At 59.1% G+C, this 22573-nt stretch carries 18 protein-coding genes; 10 read left to right on the top strand and 8 right to left on the bottom strand.

The window, feature by feature from the left end; genetic code table 11:
• Positions 1-166 precede the first annotated feature (166 nt).
• Positions 167-1507 carry a substrate-binding domain-containing protein gene (locus FHW68_RS05360; RefSeq protein WP_095631578.1) on the top strand — a complete coding sequence of 447 codons (1341 nt, stop codon included), beginning with the start codon at positions 167-169 and terminating at the stop codon, positions 1505-1507.
• Positions 1508-1649: 142 nt separating this feature from the next.
• Here the strand turns inward: FHW68_RS05360 and FHW68_RS05355 are convergent, their stop codons facing one another.
• The gene (locus tag FHW68_RS05355) at positions 1650-2879 is read right to left on the bottom strand and encodes an acyl-CoA dehydrogenase (RefSeq protein ID WP_095631579.1); all 1230 of its coding nucleotides are present in this window, start codon (positions 2877-2879) and stop codon (positions 1650-1652) included.
• 165 nt (positions 2880-3044) lie between these two features.
• On the opposite strand from FHW68_RS05355, the gene FHW68_RS05350 reads away from it, so the two are divergent.
• The 3 genes from FHW68_RS05350 (at position 3045) to FHW68_RS05340 (ending at position 5524) form a co-directional block, all read left to right on the top strand.
• A complete protein-coding gene (locus tag FHW68_RS05350; RefSeq protein ID WP_095631580.1) occupies positions 3045-3974 on the top strand; it encodes a LysR family transcriptional regulator in 930 nt (309 codons plus the stop codon).
• Between the two features lie 183 nt (positions 3975-4157).
• Complete coding sequence (locus tag FHW68_RS05345) at positions 4158-4559, top strand: MerR family DNA-binding transcriptional regulator (protein ID WP_095631581.1); 402 nt, start codon at positions 4158-4160, stop codon at positions 4557-4559.
• A 65-nt stretch (positions 4560-4624) separates the two neighbouring features.
• Positions 4625-5524 (top strand): hydroxymethylglutaryl-CoA lyase, encoded by a 900-nt coding sequence (locus tag FHW68_RS05340; protein ID WP_095631582.1) that lies wholly within the window; start codon positions 4625-4627, stop codon positions 5522-5524.
• Positions 5525-6195: 671 nt separating this feature from the next.
• Here FHW68_RS05340 and FHW68_RS05335 read toward each other — a convergent pair.
• Complete coding sequence (locus tag FHW68_RS05335) at positions 6196-7893, bottom strand: AMP-binding protein (protein ID WP_183679205.1); 1698 nt, start codon at positions 7891-7893, stop codon at positions 6196-6198.
• A gap of 329 nt (positions 7894-8222) precedes the next feature.
• On the opposite strand from FHW68_RS05335, the gene FHW68_RS05330 reads away from it, so the two are divergent.
• From FHW68_RS05330 to FHW68_RS05315, 4 genes are all read left to right on the top strand, one after another.
• Positions 8223-9386: an isovaleryl-CoA dehydrogenase gene (locus FHW68_RS05330; protein WP_183679203.1), complete on the top strand. Its 1164-nt coding sequence runs from the start codon at positions 8223-8225 to the stop codon at positions 9384-9386.
• Between the two features lie 12 nt (positions 9387-9398).
• Positions 9399-11006: a carboxyl transferase domain-containing protein gene (locus FHW68_RS05325; RefSeq protein ID WP_183679201.1), complete on the top strand. Its 1608-nt coding sequence runs from the start codon at positions 9399-9401 to the stop codon at positions 11004-11006.
• A gap of 138 nt (positions 11007-11144) precedes the next feature.
• The gene (locus tag FHW68_RS05320) at positions 11145-11960 is read left to right on the top strand and encodes a gamma-carboxygeranoyl-CoA hydratase (protein ID WP_183679199.1); all 816 of its coding nucleotides are present in this window, start codon (positions 11145-11147) and stop codon (positions 11958-11960) included.
• A complete protein-coding gene (locus tag FHW68_RS05315; protein WP_183679197.1) occupies positions 11960-13915 on the top strand; it encodes an acetyl/propionyl/methylcrotonyl-CoA carboxylase subunit alpha in 1956 nt (651 codons plus the stop codon). The genes FHW68_RS05320 and FHW68_RS05315 overlap by 1 nt, the downstream gene beginning before the upstream one ends.
• 39 nt (positions 13916-13954) lie before the next feature.
• Here FHW68_RS05315 and FHW68_RS05310 read toward each other — a convergent pair whose 3' ends face one another.
• On the bottom strand, positions 13955-14623 hold the full coding sequence (locus FHW68_RS05310; protein ID WP_095631588.1) for a LexA family transcriptional regulator: 669 nt from the start codon (positions 14621-14623) through the stop codon (positions 13955-13957).
• A gap of 129 nt (positions 14624-14752) precedes the next feature.
• On the opposite strand from FHW68_RS05310, the gene FHW68_RS05305 reads away from it, so the two are divergent.
• Complete coding sequence (locus tag FHW68_RS05305; protein ID WP_183679195.1) at positions 14753-15085, top strand: DUF6124 family protein; 333 nt, start codon at positions 14753-14755, stop codon at positions 15083-15085.
• Positions 15086-15576: 491 nt separating this feature from the next.
• Positions 15577-16728, top strand: a complete 1152-nt coding sequence (locus tag FHW68_RS05300) for a carboxypeptidase family protein (protein WP_183679193.1) — start codon at positions 15577-15579, stop codon at positions 16726-16728.
• Between the two features lie 293 nt (positions 16729-17021).
• On the opposite strand, the gene FHW68_RS05295 is transcribed toward FHW68_RS05300, so the two are convergent.
• The 5 genes from FHW68_RS05295 to FHW68_RS05275 form a co-directional block, all read right to left on the bottom strand.
• A complete protein-coding gene (locus FHW68_RS05295) occupies positions 17022-17567 on the bottom strand; it encodes a cytochrome b (protein WP_183679191.1) in 546 nt (181 codons plus the stop codon).
• Positions 17564-18655: a catalase family peroxidase gene (locus FHW68_RS05290; protein ID WP_183679189.1), complete on the bottom strand. Its 1092-nt coding sequence runs from the start codon at positions 18653-18655 to the stop codon at positions 17564-17566. The genes FHW68_RS05295 and FHW68_RS05290 overlap by 4 nt, the downstream gene beginning before the upstream one ends.
• A 115-nt stretch (positions 18656-18770) precedes the next feature.
• Positions 18771-19535 carry an enoyl-CoA hydratase-related protein gene (locus FHW68_RS05285; protein ID WP_183679187.1) on the bottom strand — a complete coding sequence of 255 codons (765 nt, stop codon included), beginning with the start codon at positions 19533-19535 and terminating at the stop codon, positions 18771-18773.
• A gap of 56 nt (positions 19536-19591) precedes the next feature.
• Positions 19592-20926 (bottom strand): hypothetical protein, encoded by a 1335-nt coding sequence (locus FHW68_RS05280; RefSeq protein WP_183679185.1) that lies wholly within the window; start codon positions 20924-20926, stop codon positions 19592-19594.
• On the bottom strand, positions 20923-22524 hold the full coding sequence (locus tag FHW68_RS05275) for an amino acid adenylation domain-containing protein (RefSeq protein WP_183679183.1): 1602 nt from the start codon (positions 22522-22524) through the stop codon (positions 20923-20925). Before FHW68_RS05275 ends, FHW68_RS05280 begins: the two co-directional genes overlap by 4 nt.
• Positions 22525-22573: the final 49 nt, after the last annotated feature.

Below are 22573 nucleotides of genomic sequence, written 5' to 3'. Positions count from 1 at the left end.
TCTGCGTGGGAATGCATCCCGTAACGCTCTGCGTCACATTCAAGAGCGGAACGCGGAGCGTCCTCGGCGGCGTTCCCACGCAGAGCATGGGAACGATCACTGTCATCGTTCAGAAACCTTACTGACTTATTCTCCCGGCACTTTCCCAGGCTTATAAGGTGCCGGCATGACGCTGCGCGTGTTGTTTGTGTCGATACTCGTCGCCCTGGTGCCGTTAAAAGTGTCGGCCGGCGATTTGCCGACGCCCGAACAGGGCCCGGTGTTGCGCATCCAGGGCTCGAACACCATCGGCGCAGCATTGGGCCCAGCGCTGGTCGAGGGTTTGATGCGTGAACAGGGCCTGCTCAAGGTTCACAGGCAAGCCCCGGACAAAGCCAACGAACAACGCATCGTCGGCGAAACCGTTCAGGGACGCCGAGTGGAGGTGGAGGTCGCGGCCCATGGTTCCAGCACCGGGTTCAAAGCCCTGAGAATCGCCTCTGCCGATCTCGCGGCTTCGTCGCGCCCGATAAAGGACAGCGAACGACTGAATCTTGAGCCACTGGGCGATCTGAAAAGCCCGGTTGCCGAGCAAGTCATCGCCATTGACGGGCTGGCGATCATCCTTCATCCGCACCATCCGCTGAAGCAACTCGACACCGAACAACTGGCGCGAATCTTCAGCGGCGAAGCGAAAACCTGGGAAGCACTCGGCAGCAGTGGTGGGACGATTCATCTTTACGCGCGAGATGACCAATCGGGTACCTATGACACATTCAAGGAACTGGTCCTCAGCCCCCGTGGGAAAACCCTGAGCGGCAACGCGAAACGCTTCGAATCCAGCGAGCAATTGTCCGACGCGGTCAGTCTGGACCCGCAAGGCATTGGCTTCATCGGTTTGCCCTATGTGCGCCAGGCCAAAGCCGTGGCCATTGTCGATGGCGACTCCCAGGCCATGCTGCCGGTCAATAGCCTGATCGCGACGGAAGACTACCCGCTGTCCCGGCGGCTGTTCCTTTACCTGCCGCCGACTGTGAAAAACCCTTGGGCCAAGGCCTTGGTGAAGTTTGCCCAGAGCAGCAAAGGCCAGGCAATCGTCGCGGCCAATGGCTTTGTTGCACAAACGGTTCAGGCCATGGCCGTCACGCCGAATGCGCTGATGCCTGAGGGGTATCAGGCTCTGAGCCGTCATGCCCAGCGCCTGACCGTGAATTTTCGCTTCGAAGAAGGCAGCGCGACGCTGGATAACAAGGCCCGACAAGACCTGTCGCGGGTGCTCGACTATATAAAGCAGCACCACAAAACCAATCGACAGGTGACACTGGTGGGGTTTGGCGACGCCAAGAGCGACCCCGCGCGGGCCGATCTGCTGTCGAAACTGCGGGCCATGGCGGTGCGGCGAGAACTGGTGAAAAGCGGCGTGGTGTTTCGCGAGATTCGCGGGTTCGGCGCCCAGATGCCGGTGGCGACCAACAGCGGGGATGAGGGACGGATCAAGAATCGGCGGGTGGAGGTTTGGGTGTATTGAATCAGATACTGATGTAGAGAGTCGGCTGACCCCATCGCGGGCAAGCCCGCTCCCACAGTGTCCGTGTCGTACACAAAATCTGTGAACACCACTGCAACTGTGGGAGCGGGCTTGCCCGCGATGAACGATGACGCGGTGCCTGTCAGTGCCCGCTACGCATCATCTCTTTCGGCACATATTTGCCGATCTCGAACTTGCCGATCGCCGCGCGGTGCACTTCGTCCGGGCCGTCGGCCAGACGCAGGGTGCGTTGCATGGCATACATGTAGGCCAACGGGAAATCGTTGGAAACCCCTGCCCCGCCATGGATCTGGATCGCCCGGTCGATCACCCGCAATGCGACGTTCGGCGCCACGACTTTGATCTGCGCGATCTCGCTCTTGGCCACCTTGTTGCCGACGGTGTCCATCATGTACGCCGCTTTCAATGTCAGCAGGCGCGCCATGTCGATCTCCATCCGCGAGTCGGCGATTTTGTCGATGTTACCGCCCAGACGCGCCAGGGGTTTACCGAACGCAGTGCGGTTGACCGCACGTTTGCACATCAGCTCCAACGCACGCTCAGCCATGCCGATCGAACGCATGCAGTGGTGAATTCGGCCTGGGCCGAGGCGACCCTGCGCAATTTCGAAGCCGCGTCCTTCACCCAACAGGACGTTTTCGTACGGCACCCGAACGTTTTCGAACAGCACTTCGGCGTGGCCGTGAGGCGCATCGTCGTAACCGAACACCGGCAGCGGCCGCACGATTTTCACGCCCGGGGTATCCACCGGCACCAGAATCATCGAGTGCTGCGCATGGCGCGGTGCATCCGGGTTGCTCAGGCCCATGAAGATCAGGATTTTGCAGCGCGGATCGCAGGCGCCAGAGGTCCACCATTTCTTGCCGTTGATCACCCACTCGTCGCCATCACGCACAGCGCGGGCGGCCATATTGGTGGCGTCGGACGAGGCCACGTCCGGCTCGGTCATGGCGAACGCCGAGCGAATCTCGCCGCGTAACAGCGGTTCGAGCCAGCGTTGCTTCTGTTCTTCATTGGCGTAACGCACCAACACTTCCATGTTGCCGGTGTCGGGCGCAGAGCAGTTGAACGGCTCAGGACCCAGCAGTGAGCGGCCCATGATTTCCGCCAATGGCGCATATTCGAGGTTGCTCAGGCCGGCGCCGAGTTCGGATTCGGGCAGGAACAAATTCCACAAACCTTCAGCTTTGGCCTTGAGTTTGAGTTCCTCCATGATCGCTGTCGGCTGCCAGCGATCGCCCTCGGCGACCTGGCGTTCGAACACCGCTTCGGCGGGGTAAACGTAGGTATCCATGAACGCGGTCACGCGCTCACGCAGTTCTTGCACTTTGGGCGAATAAGCGAAATCCATGGGCGGTTACCTTCTGAAGGGAGGTTGTTCAGGTGATGCAATCGATGCTAGAACAGCATTGATAATTTACCTAGCCTATTCTCGGCGTGTATTAACATTCATCACCGATATATGATCGACTGATCGAGCCCCCTTCCTGATAACAAGAACAGAGAGCGCAGCGCAATGAATCTGAGCAAGGTCGACCTCAACCTTTTCATCGTCTTCGACGCGATCTACACCGAAGCCAACCTGACGCGCGCCGGGCAGATTGTCGGCATTACTCAACCCGCGGTGTCGAACGCTCTGGCCCGCCTGCGCGAGACCTTCAACGATCCGCTTTTCGTGCGTACCGCCCAAGGCATGGTGCCCACGCCGATGGCGCAGAACATCATCGGCCCCGTGCGCAACGCCCTCTCCTTGCTGCGGGTGTCGGTGCAGGAAAGCCGTATTTTCAATCCGTTGCAGGCGGTCAAGACTTACCGCATCAGCATGACCGACCTCACTGAAGCGGTGATCCTGCCGCCGCTGTTCCAGCGCCTGCGACGCCTGGCGCCGACGGTGATCATCGAGAGTTTCCTGTCCAAACGTCGCGAGACCACCAAGGAATTGGCGGCCGGGCGTCTTGATTTCGCGGTGGATGCGCCACTCAACACTGACCCCCAGGTGCGTCACGTCAAGTTGATGGAGGACCGTTACGTGTGCGCCATGCGCAAGGGCCATCCCTTGGCGGGCAAAGAGAAATTCACCCTCGACGATTATCTGTCCCTGACCCACATCCATATTTCCAGCCGGCGCAGCGGTCTGGGTTATGTCGACCTGGCCCTGGGCAAAATGGGCATCCAGCGCAAGATCGCCCTGCGCTCCCAGCACTACTTGATGGCCTCCCAGGTGCTGCAACAGACCGACATGGTCATGACCGTGCCGGAACGCTTCGCCCGTCGCCATGACTTGTACGCGGTGAACCTGCCGGTCAAGGAAGTTCCGCCGGTGGAAACTCACCTCTACTGGCACGAAAGCACTGACCAGGATCCGGCCAACCGCTGGATGCGCGAGCAAATAATCGAGTTGTGCCAGCAGGTTACGGCGCATGAGAAGAAGCTGGACAAGGTGTAGGGCCTTTGCGCCGCGTCATCGTTCTTCGCGGGCAAGCCTCGCTCCTACGGTTTGAAATGCATTCCCCTGTAGGAGCGAGGCTTGCCCGCGAAGAGGTCGTCAGCAGCACCATAAATTCATGCCCCTTGACGTAAACGTCAACCTGCCATTAGCTTAGCGCCATGACCTTTTTCGAGCGCTTCCATGAGCAGCCAGACCTATAGCATTTCCGACCTCGCCCGCGAGCTCGACATCACCACCCGGGCCATTCGCTTCTATGAAGAGCAAGGCCTGCTCTGCCCCGAGCGTCGCGGTCAGGAACGCATTTACTCGCCCCGTGACAAGGTCAGCCTGAAGCTGATCCTGCGGGGCAAACGCATAGGTTTTTCCCTGGCCGAATGCCGCGAGCTGATCGAGCTCTATGACCCCTCCAGCGGTAACACCAAGCAACTGCACAGCATGCTGGCGAAAATCGCCGAGCGTCGGGAACAACTCGAACAGCAACTGCTGGACATCGAACAGATGAAACTTGAGCTCGATACGGCCGAAGAGCGCTGTACTCAGGCCTTGGAGCAAACGATCAAAAGCCAGCAGGCCGTCCAATAGGTCTACACAAGCCCGCTCCCACAGGGTTTTCCCAGCATTCAGACAATCAGCACAGGTCCATTGCCATGTCCCTACCCAGCCACGTACGCCTGGTCGAAGTCGGCCCCCGCGACGGTCTGCAAAACGAAGCCCAACCCATCAGCGTTGCAGACAAGGTGCAACTGGTCGATGCACTGACCGCTGCCGGCCTGGGTTACATAGAAGTCGGCAGTTTCGTCTCGCCCAAATGGGTGCCGCAAATGGCCGGTTCCGCCGAAGTCTTCGCGCAGATCCAGCGCAAACCGGGCGTGACCTATGGCGCCCTCGCCCCCAACCTGCGGGGCTTTGAAGATGCCATCGCCGCCGGGGTCAAGGAAGTCGCGGTGTTCGCCGCTGCGTCCGAATCGTTTTCCCAACGCAACATCAATTGTTCGATCAGCGAAAGCCTGGAACGCTTCGTGCCAATCATGGACGCCGCTAGACAACACGGCGTCAGCGTGCGCGGTTACGTGTCTTGCGTGCTGGGCTGCCCTTATGAAGGTGACATTGCACCGGAACACGTCGCCCGGGTTGCTCGTGAGCTCTATGCGATGGGCTGCTACGAGGTTTCGCTAGGGGACACCATCGGCACCGGCACCGCTGGCGCCACCCGCAAGATGTTCGAAGTGGTGTCGGCCGATGTGCCACGTGAAAAACTGGCCGGGCACTTTCACGATACCTATGGCCAGGCCATGGCCAACATTTACGCCAGCCTGCTGGAAGGCATCGCGGTGTTCGACAGCTCCGTCGCCGGCCTTGGCGGCTGCCCCTACGCCAAGGGCGCCAGCGGGAATGTCGCGACGGAAGATGTGGTTTACCTGCTCAACGGCCTGGGTATCGAAACCGGAATCGACCTGGACGCCTTGATCCGCGCCGGCCAACAGATTTGCACAGTGCTGGGGCGCCCTACCGGTTCACGCGTGGCCAAAGCCCGCAGTGCGCAGTGACAAGGTGGATGTGTCCAGGTGTTACCGCGTGTGCTGAAACGTGGGCGGAAACGAGTAACACGGAAACAAATTGTCAGGTTTGGCTCGGATAAAAACCCTCACGAAAAACTCAAACCATTGATTTTAAAGGGTTTTAAAAAGTTGGCACGGCTTCTGCTATCTCTATGGCATAACAAGAATAAAAACTGCAAACCAATAAAAATAAGACGTAACGACTCTGACATAACAAGAACAACACGGCAGAGACGCAGCTAACAGATTTTTTTGGAGAAGATGTGCTTTTCAGGGTGCTTTTCGAAGTTACCCGCAACCGGGCAGAGAACAATAAAACTACCTTCAGGTAGCTCCCGAACTGGTTGGATCGCTTGGCGAAAAAGTAGATCAGCGCTCAAAAAAATACGTTTGCTCTTGATCCCGGATGGGGATCGACAAAAAACAGCGGTAAAGGGCCACGGTTACCAAAAACAACAACAGACCGCCCCTCAATAATAAAAAAAGAGCACGTACGACAAAATTAAAGGGGAGCTTCGGCTCCCCTTTGTGCTTTCTGTCGTTCAGGTTTCCACGTCTCCTGTGGGAGCGGGCTTGCCCGCGATGAGGCCGGAACATTCAACATTGATGTCGACTGGTCTGACGCCATCGCGGGCAAGCCCGGTCCCACAGGGATTGGGTTACCGTTCGTTTACCCTGAGCTCCTCGATACTGATCTCACGCATCCGGAATTTCTGGATCTTCCCGGTCACGGTCATCGGAAATTCCTCGACGAATTTGAAGTAACGCGGTGTCTTGAAGTGCGCAATGCGCTCCTTGCACCAGGCTTGCAGTTCCTGCTCGGTAGCGCTGTGGCCGGGGTGGAATTTGATCCAGGCAACGATCTCTTCGCCATAACGGGAACAAGGAATACCGATCACTTGCACGTCGGCTATCGCCGGGTGGGTGAAGAAGAACTCTTCCAGCTCCCGTGGGTAAATATTCTCACCGCCGCGGATGATCATGTCTTTGTTACGCCCGGCGATGCACACATAACCTTCGTCGTTCATGCTCGCCAGATCGCCGGTGTGCATCCAGCCCGCCTCATCGATAGCCTCGGCGGTGCCCTGCGGGTTATTCCAGTAGCCGAGCATCACACTGTAACCTCGAGTACACAGCTCACCGATGGTGCCGCGCGGTACCAGGTTGCCCGCCTCGTCGATGATTTTGCTTTCCAGTTGCGGCTGGGTTCGGCCAACAGTGGTGACGCGCAATTCCAGCTCGTCTGACGGACCGGTCTGCAAAGACACGGGGCTGGTTTCCGTCATGCCGTAGGCAATCTGCACTTCGCTCATGTGCATTTCATTGATGACCCGACGCATCACTTCGATCGGACAGGTCGCCCCGGCCATGATCCCGGTGCGCAGGCTCGACAAATCAAACTCGGCGCGCTGGGGTTGATCGAGCATGGCGATGAACATGGTCGGCACGCCGTAAAGCGCGGTGGCTTTTTCTTCGGCGACGGTGCTCAGCGTCAGCAATGGATCGAAGGCGTCGTTGGGGTAAATCATGGTGCTGGCGTGGGTGATGCAGCCGAGGTTGCCCATGACCATGCCGAAGCAGTGATACAGCGGCACCGGGATCACCAGCCGATCATTGGCCGTCAGCCCGAGGCTTTCGCCGACCATGTAGCCGTTGTTGAGAATGTTGTAGTGGCTGAGGGTCGCGCCCTTGGGGAAACCGGTGGTGCCTGAGGTGTACTGAATGTTCACTGCCTGGTCGAAATGCAGGCTGTCCTGGCGTTCCCGCAATTGCTCGACCGACACGCTGGCCGCCAGATCGGTCAGTTGCGACCACGGAAGGAAACCCGATGGCGGCTGTGCATCCAGGCTGATCACGCCGCGCAGTTCCGGCAGGCGTTCGCTCTGTAACTGGCCGATGGCTTGCTCTGCCAGTTCCGGTGCCAATCCTTGCAACATGCCGTGATAGTCGGAGGTTTTGAAGGCCCCGGCACAGACCAGCCATTGGCAACCGGATTGCTTCAACACGTATTCGAGTTCGGAACTGCGGTAAGCCGGGTTGATGTTGACCAGGATCACGCCGATTTTCGCACTGGCGAACTGGCTGATGCACCACTGGGCACAGTTCGGCGCCCAGATGCCGAGCCGGTCACCGGCCTGCAAGCCCAACGCCAAAAATGCCCGGGCGTGCAGCTCGACGGCTTCTGACAGCTGCTGCCAGGTGTAGCGCAATTGCTGATGGCGCACGACCAGCGCCTCCCCGTTCGGGTATTGCGCGACCGTATTATCAAACGCCTGCCCGATGGTTATCGCCAGCAAGGCTTTATCCTGGGAACCACGGGTATAGCTGCGCTGCGGGCTTGCACTGGGTTGATCCATGATGACCCCTATTGTCTTTATTAGTGGGCTTTACCGGCGACCAGTGGGAGCGGGCTTGTGTGGCGAGGGGACTTGCCCCCGTTAGAGTGCGCAGCGCTCGCAGATCCTGGGTCCGCTGCGCGGCCCAACGGGGGCAAGCCCCCTCGCCACATAAGCCCGCTCCCACAGAGTCGGTCCGCTTTACCGTGTCGAAACTGGCTCTACTCTCGCTCAAGTTGACGTTAACGTAAAGGGTGATTGACAGCCATTCGTCACAGGCTTACGTTAACGTAAAGGTGAGAGCCGAATCACTGCCCTCCCCACCCTACAAAAAAGCCAAAAGGTGCCCCATGAGCTACCCATCCCTGAACTTTGCCCTCGGTGAAACCATCGACATGCTGCGCGATCAGGTTCAGTCCTTCGTCGCCAAAGAGATCGCCCCGCGCGCTGCTCAGATCGACATCGACAACCTGTTCCCCGCTGACCTGTGGCGCAAATTCGGCGACATGGGCCTGCTGGGCATCACCGTGCCGGAAGAGTACGGCGGTGCGGGCCTGGGCTATCTGGCCCATGTTGTCGCCATGGAAGAAATCAGCCGAGGATCGGCCTCGGTCGCGCTCTCTTACGGCGCTCATTCCAACCTTTGCGTCAACCAGATCAACCGTAACGGCACTCACGAACAGAAAAGCAAATACCTGCCGAAACTGATCAGCGGCGAGCACATCGGCGCCTTGGCCATGAGCGAACCGAATGCCGGTTCCGACGTGGTGTCGATGAAACTGCGCGCCGACAAACGTGGCGACCATTACGTACTCAACGGCAGCAAAACCTGGATCACCAACGGCCCTGACGCCAATACCTACGTGATCTACGCCAAGACTGACCTGGAAAAAGGCCCCCACGGCATCACCGCGTTCATCGTCGAACGTGACTGGAAGGGTTTCAGCCGCAGCAACAAATTCGACAAGCTTGGCATGCGCGGTTCGAACACCTGCGAGCTGTTTTTCGATGACGTCGAAGTGCCGGAAGAAAACATCCTCGGCATGCTCAACGGTGGCGTGAAAGTGCTGATGAGCGGCCTCGACTACGAGCGCGTTGTGTTGTCGGGTGGCCCGACCGGGATCATGCAGGCTTGCATGGACCTGATTGTTCCGTATATCCATGACCGCAAACAGTTCGGCCAGAGCATCGGCGAATTCCAGCTGATCCAGGGCAAAGTCGCCGACATGTACACCCAACTCAACGCAAGTCGCGCCTATCTCTACGCGGTGGCCCAGGCCTGCGAGCGCGGCGAAACCGCGCGCAAGGACGCCGCCGGCGTCATCCTCTACAGCGCCGAATGCGCGACCCGGATGGCCCTCGACGCGATCCAGATTCTCGGTGGCAACGGCTACATCAACGAATTCCCGGCCGGTCGTCTGCTACGTGACGCCAAGCTGTACGAAATCGGCGCCGGCACCAGTGAGATCCGTCGCATGCTCATCGGTCGCGAACTGTTCAACGAAACCCGCTAAACGGAGCTGCACATGGCTATCCTGCATACCCAGCTCAACCCTCGTTCAGCGGAGTTCGCGGCCAACAGCGCGGCAATGCTCAAGCAGGTCGACGCCCTGCACACCCTGCTCGCCCAAGTGCAGCAAGGTGGCGGCCCGAAGGCTCAAGAACGCCACACATCGCGAGGCAAACTGCTGCCGCGTGAACGGATCAATCGTCTGCTCGATCCGGGTTCGCCGTTTCTGGAAATCTGCCAACTGGCGGCCTACGCGGTCTATGGCGAAGACGTTCCGGCCGCTGGCGTAATTGCCGGAATCGGCCGGGTGGAAGGCGTCGAATGCATGATCGTCGCCAACGATGCCACTGTGAAAGGCGGCTCGTATTACCCGCTGACGGTGAAAAAACACCTGCGCGCGCAAACCATCGCCCAACAGAATCGCCTGCCCTGCATCTATCTGGTGGACTCCGGCGGCGCCAACTTGCCGCGTCAGGATGAAGTGTTCCCGGACCGCGAACACTTCGGGCGGATCTTCTTCAACCAGGCCAACATGAGCGCTATGGGCATTGCGCAGATTGCGGTGGTCATGGGCTCGTGCACCGCCGGTGGTGCTTATGTCCCCGCGATGGCCGATGAAGCAATCATGGTCCGTCAGCAGGCAACGATTTTCCTCGCCGGCCCACCGCTGGTGAAGGCCGCGACGGGTGAAGTGGTCAGCGCCGAAGACCTCGGCGGGGCCGATGTCCACTGCAAGATTTCCGGCGTCGCCGACCACTACGCCGAGAGCGATGAACACGCCATCGCCTTGGCCCGACGCAGCGTCGCCAACCTCAATTGGCGCAAACTGGGCGAACTGCAACAACGCACGCCAATCGCGCCGCTGTACAGCAGTGACGAGTTGTATGGCGTGGTGTCGGCGGATGCCAAGCAACCGTTCGACGTGCGCGAAGTGATTGCGCGTCTGGTGGACGGCTCGGTGTTCGATGAATTCAAGGCATTGTTCGGCACGACATTGGTCTGCGGCTTTGCCCACCTGCACGGTTACCCGATCGCGATACTCGCCAATAACGGCATCCTCTTCGCCGAAGCCGCGCAGAAAGGCGCGCACTTCATCGAACTGGCCTGCCAGCGCGGCATTCCATTGCTGTTCCTGCAAAACATCACCGGTTTCATGGTCGGCCAGAAATACGAAGCCGGCGGCATTGCCAAGCATGGCGCGAAACTGGTGACTGCCGTGGCGTGTGCCAAGGTGCCGAAATTCACCGTGATCATCGGCGGCAGTTTCGGTGCCGGTAACTACGGCATGTGTGGACGGGCTTACGATCCACGCTTCCTGTGGATGTGGCCAAACGCGCGGATTGGCGTGATGGGGGCCGAACAGGCGGCGGGCGTGCTGGTGCAGGTCAAGCGTGAGCAAGCCGAGCGCGGTGGCCATGGTTTCAGCGCCGAGCAGGAAGCCGAGATCAAGCAACCGATTCTCGATCAATACGAAGAGCAGGGTCACCCCTACTATTCCAGCGCCCGGTTGTGGGATGACGGTGTCATCGACCCGGCGCAGACCCGCGATGTGTTGGCCCTGGCCTTGTCGGCGTCGCTGAACGCACCAATCGAACCGAGCCGCTTCGGCGTGTTCCGGATGTGATCCGACCTTGTAGGAGCGAGCGGGCGGTGTTCCGACTTGCCCGCGAACCGGTATGACGCGGTGCAACAGGTACACCGCGGCGCTTGCTTCGCGGGCAAGCCTCGATCCTACAGAATAGAGTTGTGGAGACGGACAAACATGAGCGACTTCAACACCCTCGAACTGCTGAGCGATCCAAGAGGTTTTGCGACCTTGTGGCTCAGCCGTGAAGAAAAGAACAACGCCTTCAATGCCGAAATGATCCGCGAACTGATCCTCGCGCTGGACAAAGTATCGAGCGATGCCAGCCTGCGTTTTCTGCTGATCCGTGGGCGTGGCAAGCATTTCAGCGCCGGCGCCGATCTGGCCTGGATGCAGCAATCGGCCGAACTCGATTACCACACCAACCTCGACGACGCCCGGGAACTGGCGGAATTGATGTACAACCTCGCCAAGCTGAAAATCCCGACGCTGGCCGTGGTGCAAGGCGCGGCCTATGGCGGCGCGCTGGGCCTGATCAGTTGCTGCGACATGGCCATCGGTGCCGACGACGCGCAGTTCTGCCTGTCGGAAGTCCGTATCGGCCTGGCACCAGCGGTCATCAGCCCGTTCGTGGTGCAAGCCATCGGCGAGCGCGCAGCACGCCGCTATGCCTTGACCGCCGAACGGTTCGGCGGGCAGCGGGCCCGGGAAATCGGCTTGTTGTCGGAGAGCTACCCGATGGCTGAACTGGAGCAGAAAGTCGATCAATGGGTCGACAACCTGCTGCTCAACAGTCCGGCGGCCATGCGCGCCAGCAAGGATTTGCTGCGTGAAGTCGGCCACGGCGCGCTGACCCCGGCGCTGCGGCGCTACACCGAAAACGCCATCGCCCGAATCCGCGTCAGCCCCGAAGGCCAGGAAGGCCTGCGCGCCTTCCTGCAAAAACGCTCGCCAACCTGGCAAGCCGAAACCACCCTCAAGGAGCCGCGTTGATGAGCGCACCTGTACTCACCACCTTGCTGGTGGCCAACCGCGGCGAAATCGCTTGCCGGGTGATGCGCACCGCCAAAGCCCTGGGCATGACCACCGTGGCCGTGCACAGCGCCACCGACCGCGATGCCCGGCACAGTCGCGAAGCCGATATCCGCGTTGATCTGGGCGGCAGCAAAGCCGCCGACAGTTACCTGCAAATCGACAAACTGATCGCCGCCGCGAAAGCCAGCGGCGCTCAGGCGATTCATCCCGGTTATGGTTTTCTCTCGGAAAACGCCGGGTTCGCCCGCGCAATTGAAGCGGCCGGCCTGATCTTCCTCGGCCCGCCCGCCTCGGCCATCGACGCGATGGGCAGCAAGTCCGCGGCCAAGGCCCTGATGGAAACTGCAGGCGTGCCACTGGTTCCCGGCTATCACGGCGAAGCCCAAGACCTCGACACCTTCCGCGATGCTTGCGCACGCATCGGTTATCCGGTGCTGCTCAAAGCCACGGCGGGCGGCGGCGGTAAAGGCATGAAAGTCGTCGAGGACGTCAGCCAACTGGCTGAAGCCCTGGCCTCGGCGCAACGTGAAGCGCAGTCATCATTCGGCGACTCGCGGATGCTGGTGGAGAAATACCTGCTCAAGCCACGTCACGTGGAAATCCAGGTATTCGCCGACCAGCATGGCAACTGTCTGTACCTCAATGAACGTGATTGCTCGATCCAGCGCCGGCATCAGAAAGTCGTCGAGGAAGCGCCCGCCCCAGGCCTGAGCCAGGAACTGCGTCGCGCCATGGGCGAAGCCGCTGTGCGCTCGGCACAGGCCATCGGTTACGTCGGCGCCGGCACTGTGGAGTTTTTGCTGGATGCGCGCGGTGAGTTCTTCTTCATGGAGATGAACACGCGCCTGCAAGTGGAGCACCCGGTGACAGAAGCCATCACCGGCCTCGATCTGGTGGCCTGGCAGATCCGCGTAGCGCGTGGTGAAGCGTTGCCGATAACCCAGGATCAGGTACCGCTGATCGGTCATGCGATCGAAGTGCGGCTGTATGCCGAAGACCCGGGCAACGATTTTCTGCCAGCCACCGGGCGTCTGGCGTTGTATCGCGAATCCGCCGCAGGGCCGGGGCGTCGCGTCGACAGTGGCGTCGAAGAAGGCGACGAAATTTCGCCGTTCTACGACCCGATGCTCGGCAAGCTGATCGCCTGGGGTGAAGACCGTGAGCAGGCGCGGCTGCGTTTGCTGAGCATGCTCGATGAGTTTGCCATCGGCGGATTGAAGACCAACATCAACTTCCTGCGCCGGATCATCGGCCACCCGGCATTTGCCGCGGCAGAACTGGATACCGGTTTTATTCCGCGATATCAGGAACAGCTGCTGCCAGCACCTTCAGACCTCAGCGATGAATTCTGGCAAGCCGCCGCCCAGGCGTTCGCGCAAAGCCAGCCGACTGTTTCACGCACCGATGACTTGAGTTCGCCTTGGGCGATTAACAATGGTTTGCGTATTGGGCTGCCTACAGAATTCACCCTGCATTTGAGTTGCGAAGAGCAAGACCGGGCGCTGACTTTGGGTGATGCCGATGCTCATACCGCGCAGCTCAAGGGTGAATCCCTGCTGACCGAACACAACGGTTTGCGCCGCCAGCACCGGGCAATCCGCCGGGGCGATACGCTGTATCTGCAATGGGATGGTGAGCTGCGCCGCATCGAGCCGTATGACCCGATCAGTGCCGTCGAAGCCAGTCACAGCCATCAGGGCGGACTCACCGCGCCCATGAACGGCAGCATCGTGCGAGTGCTGGTGGAGGCTGGGCAAACGGTCGACGCCGGGGCGCAATTGGTGGTGCTGGAAGCGATGAAAATGGAGCACAGCATTCGCGCGCCTCACGCTGGGATTATCAAAGCGTTGTATTGCCAGGAAGGCGAAATGGTCAGCGAAGGCAGTGCATTGGTGGAGTTGGAACCGGCGTGAAATGAAGATCGGTCCTACGCGTTGCGAGGACCGATCTGATTAGAATTTGGCAGTCGCCTGAACCACTACGCCGATAATTCGGCATTCCTCGGTGAAAAGGGCTTTCGGATAGGTCGGATTGAGCGGGACCAGGTAACGCTGCCCGCCCTCTTCGATCAGCTTGCGAAAAACCGCCTCGGCGCTGCCGGGCCATTGGGCGATCACCAGTTTGCCAGGCTCGGGCACGATGGCCGGGTCCACCAGAATCAACATGTCCGCGGCAATGCTCACCCCCGTGGGTGCAGTCATCGCATCACCGACCACCACCAACCAGAACGCCGCGCCCTGGGCATGGTAATCGGACAGCTCGAAGCGCGGCGTGCTGGCAGTCGATGAGGCGCCGTAAGCCGATAGTTCGCCATCGCGCACCTCCCCGGTTTCCCGCCAATCACTGACCGGGTAGCGAAAGTACGGGTTGTACTTTTGCGTCAGGGGGATTTGCTCATCATCCTGAGAGGCTTGCGGTTCACGGATCACCATCGCGACTTCAAGGTAGTCCATTCCCAGCGCCTGCAAGACACGGTTCATCTCTTGAATGCCGGGCTGGCGACGTTTATTCAGCCAATGGCCGACACCGCCCTGGGACATTCCGATGCGCTCGGCGAGTATTTCTTGAGTGACTTTGAGTTCACTCATTTTGGCCTTGACCAATTCAATCCATTTATCCATGTGCGGCACGATACGTGGGGGACTCCGACCAACAAAACACAAATTGTAGTATTTAAATTAAAGACACAAATACAGTAAGTACTAAGCTGGGCTCACGGATTTGAATCTCTCACGGAGCTTGCCATCGTCATGACCATTCCCAGCATTACCCTGCCCGACATGCAATTCGACACCACACTCAATTCGCCAAAAGGCTCGGCCGCCGCGCAGCGGGCACTGGACTATTACTTGAAACCAGCTGTGTCAGATGAGGCCAGCGAAGAACGTTTCTTCGATGTGAACCGTAACATCAGCAGCGAAGAGGCGTTGGTCCATGCTTCGGATCTGTTGCGCTGTGCCGCTGCCACCGCGCATGAATCAGCCAACCAGCTGCAGGGCGCAAGCCGGGATCTGGCATTTTCGACGGTGCACATGATCGACATGGCCAAGGCGATGGTCGACCGATCCCTGGAAGGGGCATAGCAGGACTGAGGCGAATACGCTGGAGGAGAAAGGAAAGAATTTTCCAATCACGCAGATAAAAACATTTGACTTGCAAATGATAATGATTATTATTGCATGCAGCTGGTCGCGAGATCAGTCGATGGACCAGGGACCTTAGGTCGGTCTCCTGGACTATCTCCTCATCAGGCTAATCACGGTTTTTGACCCGGCTTTTTGCCGGGTCTTTTTTTTGCCAGTTTTCTGGCTTATGGCTTCAGGCTAATGAAGTCTGTGGGTGCTGCAAATTCGATTGGCGCGGATGATATCAAAAGAATATCTGTTGGCAAGAGAAGCCCGGCAGCATTGGGCCAAACTAACGAAAAATAGCACTTGAGAATCACTTGCACAGTCTCTAAGCTGCATCGGCGTCAAGGAGGACGCCCCCCCTTTTTACCCTCGCAATTTCCCCCGGTTTCTCGCTCCCTTGCGTGTAAAGTAGCAGCCATAAAAATCATATGCAGGAATTGGTTATGGCCGTGGCTAGATCTTCTTTCGACATCAGCGCGAACTTCGACAGTGGCAACATCGAAGTGCTGGACATCAGCAATCCTCTGCAAGCGCTGCTGGCGATCAAGCCAGACACTCGCAGCCAGCATTTCCAGTGGTTTCACTTCAAGGCCAGCGGTCTGCATGTCGGTGAAGAGCATTGGTTTCGCCTGAACAACGCCAGTAAATCCTCGTACAACAAAGCCTGGGATGGCTATCAGGCAGTGGCGTCCTATGACCACGTCAACTGGTTCCGGGTGCCAACCATCTTCGAAGGTGACTGCCTGCGTTTCAGTCTCGAAGCCACTGCCACCCATGCCTGGTTCGCCTATTTCGAACCTTACAGCCGGAGCCGTCATGACTGGCTGATCGAACAGGCATTGACCAAAGCCGGCGCCGAATTGCTCGCCACCGGCAAAAGCGTTGAAGGTCGCGACATCCAGTTATTGCGCAAAGGTACGGGTGCCGAAGGTCAGCGCAAGGTCTGGATCATTGCCCAGCAACACCCCGGCGAACACATGGCCGAGTGGTTCATGGAAGGGGTTATCGAGCGTCTGGAAAAACACGACGATCCGGTGCTGAAAAAATTCCTCGCCAGCGCCGACCTGTACCTGGTGCCGAACATGAACCCGGACGGCGCCTTCCACGGTCATTTGCGTACCAACGCCATGGGCCAGGACCTGAACCGCGCCTGGCAGAGCGCCAGCCAGGAAGCTACCCCGGAAGTACTGTTCGTTCAGCAGCAGATGGAAAAATACGGCGTCGACCTGTTCCTCGACATCCATGGCGATGAAGAAATCCCCTACGTGTTCACCGCCGGTTGCGAAGGCAACCCGGGCTATACGCCGCGCATCGAAAAACTCGAAGAGCATTTCCGCAGTCATCTGAAACATCAGACCAAAGACTTCCAGACCAAACATGGCTACACCCGCGACGAGCCGGGCAAAGCCAACATGACCCTGGCCTGCAACAGCGTCGGCCAGAAGTTCGACTGCCTGTCGCTGACCCTGGAAATGCCCTTCAAAGACCACAATGACGCACCGAACCCACTGACCGGCTGGTCCGGCAAACGCTCCAAGCAATTGGGCAAGGATGTGCTGACAACCATCGCCGACATGGTCGATATCCTGCGCTGAATGTCCTTGGGTCAAAAGATCGCAGGCTTGTGCCGAGGGCTGCGATCTTTTGAAGTTTTCACTGGGCAGCGATCCGCACACAATCTTCCGGGCATCAATGCGGTGGCGCTGATTTATTGCTGGATGACGCTCGCCACCAAAACACCCAACACCTGTGGCGAGGGGGCTTGCCCCCGTTCGGCTGCGCAGCAGTCGTAAACCGATTAAACGCGGTATGCCTGACCTGTCGCATTTAGGGCTGCTTCGCAACCCAACGGGGGCAAGCCCCTCGCCACATTTTTCAGCAACCCGGATCACCCGCGATCCTTACCCCGCAGCATGCTGTTCAGCACATCATCCCGACGCACCCAACCGTGAAACAACGCCGCCGCCAAATGCAGCAACACGGTCAGAAACAGCAGGTACGCCAGGTACCCATGCGCGTTGCGCAGGAACGCAAACACCTGCGCATTCGCTGGCAGAATCGACGGCAACTGCAACGAACTACTGAGCATTACCGGATCGCCAGCGGCCGAAATCATTGCCCAGCCCAGTAGCGGCAAAATCAGCATCAAGGCATACAGCAGCGCATGCGAAGCCTTGGCCGCGAACGCTTGCCAGGCTGGCAGGTCTGCCGGCAGCGGTGGTTGGCGGGTCGAAAAACGCACGGCCAGACGCACGATCACCAGCAGCAGAATCGCAACGCCCAAAGGTTTGTGCAGCTGGATCAGCCACTGATGGCGTTCGGATACCGAGGCGGCCATGCCCGCGCCGATAAACAGCATCGAGAGGATCATCAGCGCCATCAGCCAGTGCAGCAGCCGCGCCAATGGCGCGAAATGAGTCGGTTGAGCGCTCATTGTTGAGACTCCTGTTTGGCGTTGGGTAACTGCTTCACTTCGCTGGCGCGGCGCAGGTAAGAACGGGCGTAACCCGCTGAGCGAGCGGCGAGCAGCGGGTCGTCGGAGCCTTCGATACCGCTGGGCAATACCAGTGGGTCGTAGTTGATGTCACGGCACTCGCCATTGAGTTGCGGTTGGGTGCTTTCGAGCACCAGCGTGCCCGCGTTCAGCACTTTTCGGCCGTCGGGCCAGGCTTTGCTCGCATCGTTGGTCGGGTCCCCAGGGTTCGCCAAGGTGATGTTCAACTGCCAACGCAGCGGTCCGGCAGACAAGCGCTGCACCAAGTCTTTCTCCAGGAAATCACTGCCCTCGGCGGCCGTTGCACCGGCCGCGTCCTGAGCCACTGGCGTCATGCTCCAACGCACCGCTTGCCGCTGACCGGCCGCGTTCACCAGGTAAAACGCGTTGACGCTGTTATAAGTCTCTGTCGCGTAACTGGCAGAAGGTTTGGCCGTCTTGATCCAGGCCAGAAACGGCGCGGCTTCAGGGTGAGAACCAAAGAACGCTGACACCGCCGCCGGATTCGGTTTGCCGGTTGCCGGATCCGGTGACTGTGCTTGTTGCAACTGATAGAACGCCTCGGGCGTGCCCACCGGGAACACCGGCATGCTGTTCATCCCGGTGCGCCACTGCTGACCGTTGGCCTGGGTAAAACGGAGCGCCAGGCTGCGGATCGGCACGCTGTTGTCCGGCGCGTAAGGATTGCCGGCAGGCAGCGCGAAACGCCCCACCACCGGGGTCCGCGCTTCATTGAATACTTGGGCACTGGAATATTCGCGCGCCTGGTTGCTGCTTTCGAAATGCCCGATCACGCACACGCCTTTGGCGTGATTGCGACGGAATCCCGGGTGCACGCCGTTATTTTTCTCCAGCACATTGATCAAGTCTTTTGGCGTCAGGCGTTGTGGGTCGAGCGTGCCATTGACGTAGGCAAAAGCCCCGGCCAGCGCCGCGACCACCACGGCAATGCCGGTCAGGCGCAATGTCAGGCTCGCGGCACTCAACGGTGGCCGAGAGGGCCCTGTTGTAGATGAACGATCAACCATGAAAGTCTCCAGGGCATCGGGGGAAAAGACCTATGAGACGAACGTCACGTAGGATTATTCCCCCTGAACTGTAGTTTCTTTCAAAGCGCCGCGAGCGGCGGATCCTCAAGCCTCCTCAAACACGGTTAAAACGCGGGGCACGCTTCTCCAGAAACGCCTGCATACCTTCCTTTTGCCCCTGCGTGGCAAACAAACCATGAAACACTCTGCGCTCATACAGAAGGCCATCGTGCAATCCCGACTCCAAAGCCCGGTCAACCGCTTCACGCGCAGCCAAGGTGGCGGTTTTGGCGAAACCGGCGATCGTCTGCGCGACCACCAAGGATTGCTCCAGTAGATCGCTGGCAGCGATTACACGCGATACCAGTCCTGCCCGTTCCGCTTCTTCGGCCGACATCGAGCGTCCGGTCAGAATCATGTCCATGGCTTTCGCCTTGCCGATCAGGCGTGTCAGACGCTGGGTGCCTCCCATGCCAGGCATCACCCCCAATTTGATTTCCGGTTGGCCAAACCAAGCCGTATCCGCGGCGAAGATCAGATCGCACATCATGGCCAACTCACAACCGCCGCCATAGGCATAACCGGCAACAGCGGCCAGCTTGGGCGTACGTAACGCGGCAAAGGCTTCCCACTCGGCAAAATAATCCTCGTGAACCATGTCCAGATAAGACTTTTCGTACATTTCCTTGATATCGGCGCCAGCCGCAAAAAAATCCTGCGTCCCGGTGATCACGAAACAACCGACGCCGGGGTCGCGATCCAGTCGTTGCAAGGTGTCCAGCAGTTCGCGCATAAGGGCCGAGCTCAAAGCATTCCTGGCCTGGGGACGATTGAGACGAATCAATACCACTCGATCAAGACGTTCGATCAGTGTGTGCATGGTGACCTCTTTGGATGCGGGTGAAAGGTTTGAATGAAAAATACGCTTGGCCAGCATCAGGAATCCCAGATTGCGCCATAGGCCGGAATGCCCCGCCCCTCCATTTCCTCAACCACTCGCTGAGTGAGCGTCTGGTTCGAAATGCAGATCACCGCCTCGGCACCGAACGTTCGAACGGCGTCATAGGCCAGATGCACAAGGTCTGGCTTGCCGAGCACATCGGTGTCCCAGATCAAGGCGTCAGGATTGGCCCGCAGAATCTCTTCCACCAGTTCGTCACCGTAGGTTTTTCGGGGGCTACGCGTCGACCAGACCAGACGTATCGGCACCTGTTTGGCCAGCAAATGGGGCAACACCGGCCCGATGCCACTGCCCGTGGCGATGTACACCACCGATTTGAACAGGGTTTCGATATGGGCCACGCCAGCGGTGGTGATGCCTTTGACCCAGACATGAGTCGGCATCTGCTCGATCAGCTCGCCGGTCCAGTCACCCGCCCGGGAAATGATCAGGCGAAAACCCGCTTCACCCGGTGTGGGAATATTGGCAAAGGAATGCCACTCCATAAGCGGGTTGAGACTGATTGCGTTGGACGAGCCGGCAAACGGCGTGACATGGGCAAAACGGGCGATCACCGCATGGGAAGAAGGCCTGATCAGTTGCACCGGCACTTTGCGCAGGCGAAACCATGGCAAGGCAATACTGAACGTCAGCACAAACAGCATCCAGAACGGCACCGACGTTGATAGCACCTCGTGCACGGCGACCTGCGGATTCTGATCCCGGGTAAACAGTACGGTCCAAACCCAGAACAGGCCCAGTGCGGACCATCCACCAAAGCGGTGCATTCGTTCGAACCCGTTATGAAAACGTGCGCGAATCCATGGATGAGCCATCGTCGCCACCAACAGCAAGATGCTCAGCAATCCGGCGCTTACGCCCAGCAAGGCCGGGGAAGTCTCGCCCAGGCCCGCAGTCCAGTGCCAGATCAAGGAGCCACACAACACCGCGAACCAGCCAATCGCCGCCAGCGCGCCACCGCTGTGCAGGCCGCCGAAGTGATAAACCTTGGCCAGTGAGCGGCGAATCGCCAGTGGCCAGCAAGTGGGCGCCCGGGTTGCCAGCCAGAACAGCAGATTGATGATGTATTGCTGGCGAATCAAAATCGCCATCGACAGATTGGCCACCACCAAACCCGACAGCGCCTCAAGCACAATCCCCGAGGATGTCCACCACTGCCCCGCGGTCAGCCCATGCGCCAGCGCTGCAATATTGAGCGCAAGCACCAAGGCAACCAGACGGTTGTAATGTGAAAATATCGACAACGTTCCCAATCGCCGCCATAACGCGCGTTTTGCGGGCAGCGTGGTGGCCGGAATCATCCCGCTCATGCGCTCACCCCTTGCCTGCTTGCCGCATCGAGGTCGGCCTGATGCGTCATCGCCCATTCCAGCAACAAGCGCTTGTCGACCTTGCCCCGTGATGTCAGTGGAATGTGCTCCACAGCGAGGATCAGCGAAGGGACGCAATAGTAGGCAAGCCGTTCTTCACAGCGACGTCTTGCAGCATCGATGTCCGTGGCAAGCGGATAGACGAAGGCCACCAGATGGCGACTGTCGAGTTTCAACGTGACCGCCCGCTCGCAGCGGTCCGTTGATTCCAGAGCGGCCGAAACAGCGTCAAGCTCTACTCGAAACCCTCTGACCTTGACCTGATCATCGACGCGTCCCAGGTGTTCAAGTTCTCCGTTGGCTGTCCAGCGCCCCAGATCACGTGTGCGGAACATCATCCGGCCCTGCCCCAGAAACGGATCAGGCCGATAACGCTCGGCGGTCAGCGCCGGGTTCCCCAAATAACCGGCCGTCACACAGTCGCCACCGGCCCACATCTCGCCTTGCTCACCCACGTTGCAGAGCTGGCCCGCCTCGTCCAGTACGTACACCGTGTTGTTGGGCGTGGGTTTGCCTATCGTCAACGCACCTGCGCCCCGGTAATGCTGCAGGGTATTGATAATGGTGGTTTCGGTCGGGCCACAGGCATTGTAGAAAGTGCAGAACGAGGACCAGCGATCCGCCAGAGGTTGCGGGCACGGCTCTCCGGCAAGGGCCACGACCTTGATTTGCTGACAACGCAAGGGATCGAGTGTGCCGAGAATCGAGGGCGTGGCGATCAGCACATCGCATTGTTCGGCAGTCTGGCCGATGTCCTTGCCACGGATCATCAACGTTGCGCCATGAGCCAGACAACCGAGTATTTCCCAGGCCGCCATGTCAAAGGCAATGTTAAGTATCTGCCCCACCTTGAGCCCGGGGCGCAGGCCGAGATTGCCAGGCGCTGTCAGCAGAATGTTGCACACATTGCGTTGGGTCACCCGCACCCCATTGGGCAGGCCAGTGGTGCCGGAGGTGAACAGAACAAAACACTGTGGGTCTGGTGTCGCGGTCAGCGAATAGCCCTCATTGAGGTCGTCTGCGGCCGTTGATTCCAGCTTCATGAACTCATCGAGGCAAATGCAGAGCTGCTGTGACGCCAGGGGAATTCGCGACTCGAGGCTCGACAGCGTCAGCACCACACGCGTGGAGGCCACTTCCATGATGTGGCGCAATTGCGCGGCGGGAGTAATCCCCACGTGTTGAGGGATATAGGCAGCGCCCACTTTCAATACTGCCAGGATGCCCACCAGCATCGGGATGGAACGTTCCACAAACAAGGCCACGTGATCGCCCGGGCTCACGCTCTTCTGACGTAACACTGCGGCCAGTCGGTTGGCCTGCCGGTTTAATTCGCCATAGCTAATGGTCTCCTCCAGATGATGAGCAGCAATGCCTCGCGGGTTGGCCGCGGCTTGAGCTTCGATGGCGTGATGGATCAGCGGAAAATCTGGCCGAACCGTTGGCCCACGACCGAATCGCTGCCACGCTTGCTGGGCATCGCTGGAAAGCAGCGAGCAGGCCGCTGCCGATTCAAGGGGAACTTGGCACTCTTGCATGTCAAAAAATCTCTTCAGGCTCAATCAATGTTCAAGCACGGGTGATCTG

It is taken from the genome of Pseudomonas sp. Tn43 (assembly GCF_014192635.1).
Classification (GTDB): Bacteria; Pseudomonadota; Gammaproteobacteria; order Pseudomonadales; family Pseudomonadaceae; genus Aquipseudomonas.
The sequence above is the reverse complement of the archived record's forward strand: the minus strand, read 5'-3'. Positions and strand labels throughout refer to the sequence as shown.

Excerpts from the sequence above, each read along its gene's own strand:
- FHW68_RS05300 (WP_183679193.1), top strand. The coding sequence starts at position 15,577 with ATGGCCGTGGCTAGATCTTCTTTCGACATCAGCGCGAACTTCGACAGT.
- FHW68_RS05340 (WP_095631582.1), top strand. The coding sequence starts at position 4,625 with ATGTCCCTACCCAGCCACGTACGCCTGGTCGAAGTCGGCCCCCGCGAC.
- FHW68_RS05335 (WP_183679205.1), bottom strand. The coding sequence starts at position 7,893 with ATGGATCAACCCAGTGCAAGCCCGCAGCGCAGCTATACCCGTGGTTCC.
- FHW68_RS05275 (WP_183679183.1), bottom strand. The coding sequence starts at position 22,524 with ATGCAAGAGTGCCAAGTTCCCCTTGAATCGGCAGCGGCCTGCTCGCTG.
- FHW68_RS05345 (WP_095631581.1), top strand. The coding sequence starts at position 4,158 with ATGAGCAGCCAGACCTATAGCATTTCCGACCTCGCCCGCGAGCTCGAC.
- FHW68_RS05320 (WP_183679199.1), top strand. The coding sequence starts at position 11,145 with ATGAGCGACTTCAACACCCTCGAACTGCTGAGCGATCCAAGAGGTTTT.
- FHW68_RS05360 (WP_095631578.1), top strand. The coding sequence starts at position 167 with ATGACGCTGCGCGTGTTGTTTGTGTCGATACTCGTCGCCCTGGTGCCG.
- FHW68_RS05330 (WP_183679203.1), top strand. The coding sequence starts at position 8,223 with ATGAGCTACCCATCCCTGAACTTTGCCCTCGGTGAAACCATCGACATG.
- FHW68_RS05295 (WP_183679191.1), bottom strand. The coding sequence starts at position 17,567 with ATGAGCGCTCAACCGACTCATTTCGCGCCATTGGCGCGGCTGCTGCAC.
- FHW68_RS05290 (WP_183679189.1), bottom strand. The coding sequence starts at position 18,655 with ATGGTTGATCGTTCATCTACAACAGGGCCCTCTCGGCCACCGTTGAGT.
- FHW68_RS05310 (WP_095631588.1), bottom strand. The coding sequence starts at position 14,623 with ATGGATAAATGGATTGAATTGGTCAAGGCCAAAATGAGTGAACTCAAA.
- FHW68_RS05285 (WP_183679187.1), bottom strand. The coding sequence starts at position 19,535 with ATGCACACACTGATCGAACGTCTTGATCGAGTGGTATTGATTCGTCTC.
- FHW68_RS05280 (WP_183679185.1), bottom strand. The coding sequence starts at position 20,926 with ATGAGCGGGATGATTCCGGCCACCACGCTGCCCGCAAAACGCGCGTTA.
- FHW68_RS05355 (WP_095631579.1), bottom strand. The coding sequence starts at position 2,879 with ATGGATTTCGCTTATTCGCCCAAAGTGCAAGAACTGCGTGAGCGCGTG.
- FHW68_RS05315 (WP_183679197.1), top strand. The coding sequence starts at position 11,960 with ATGAGCGCACCTGTACTCACCACCTTGCTGGTGGCCAACCGCGGCGAA.
- FHW68_RS05305 (WP_183679195.1), top strand. The coding sequence starts at position 14,753 with ATGACCATTCCCAGCATTACCCTGCCCGACATGCAATTCGACACCACA.
- FHW68_RS05350 (WP_095631580.1), top strand. The coding sequence starts at position 3,045 with ATGAATCTGAGCAAGGTCGACCTCAACCTTTTCATCGTCTTCGACGCG.
- FHW68_RS05325 (WP_183679201.1), top strand. The coding sequence starts at position 9,399 with ATGGCTATCCTGCATACCCAGCTCAACCCTCGTTCAGCGGAGTTCGCG.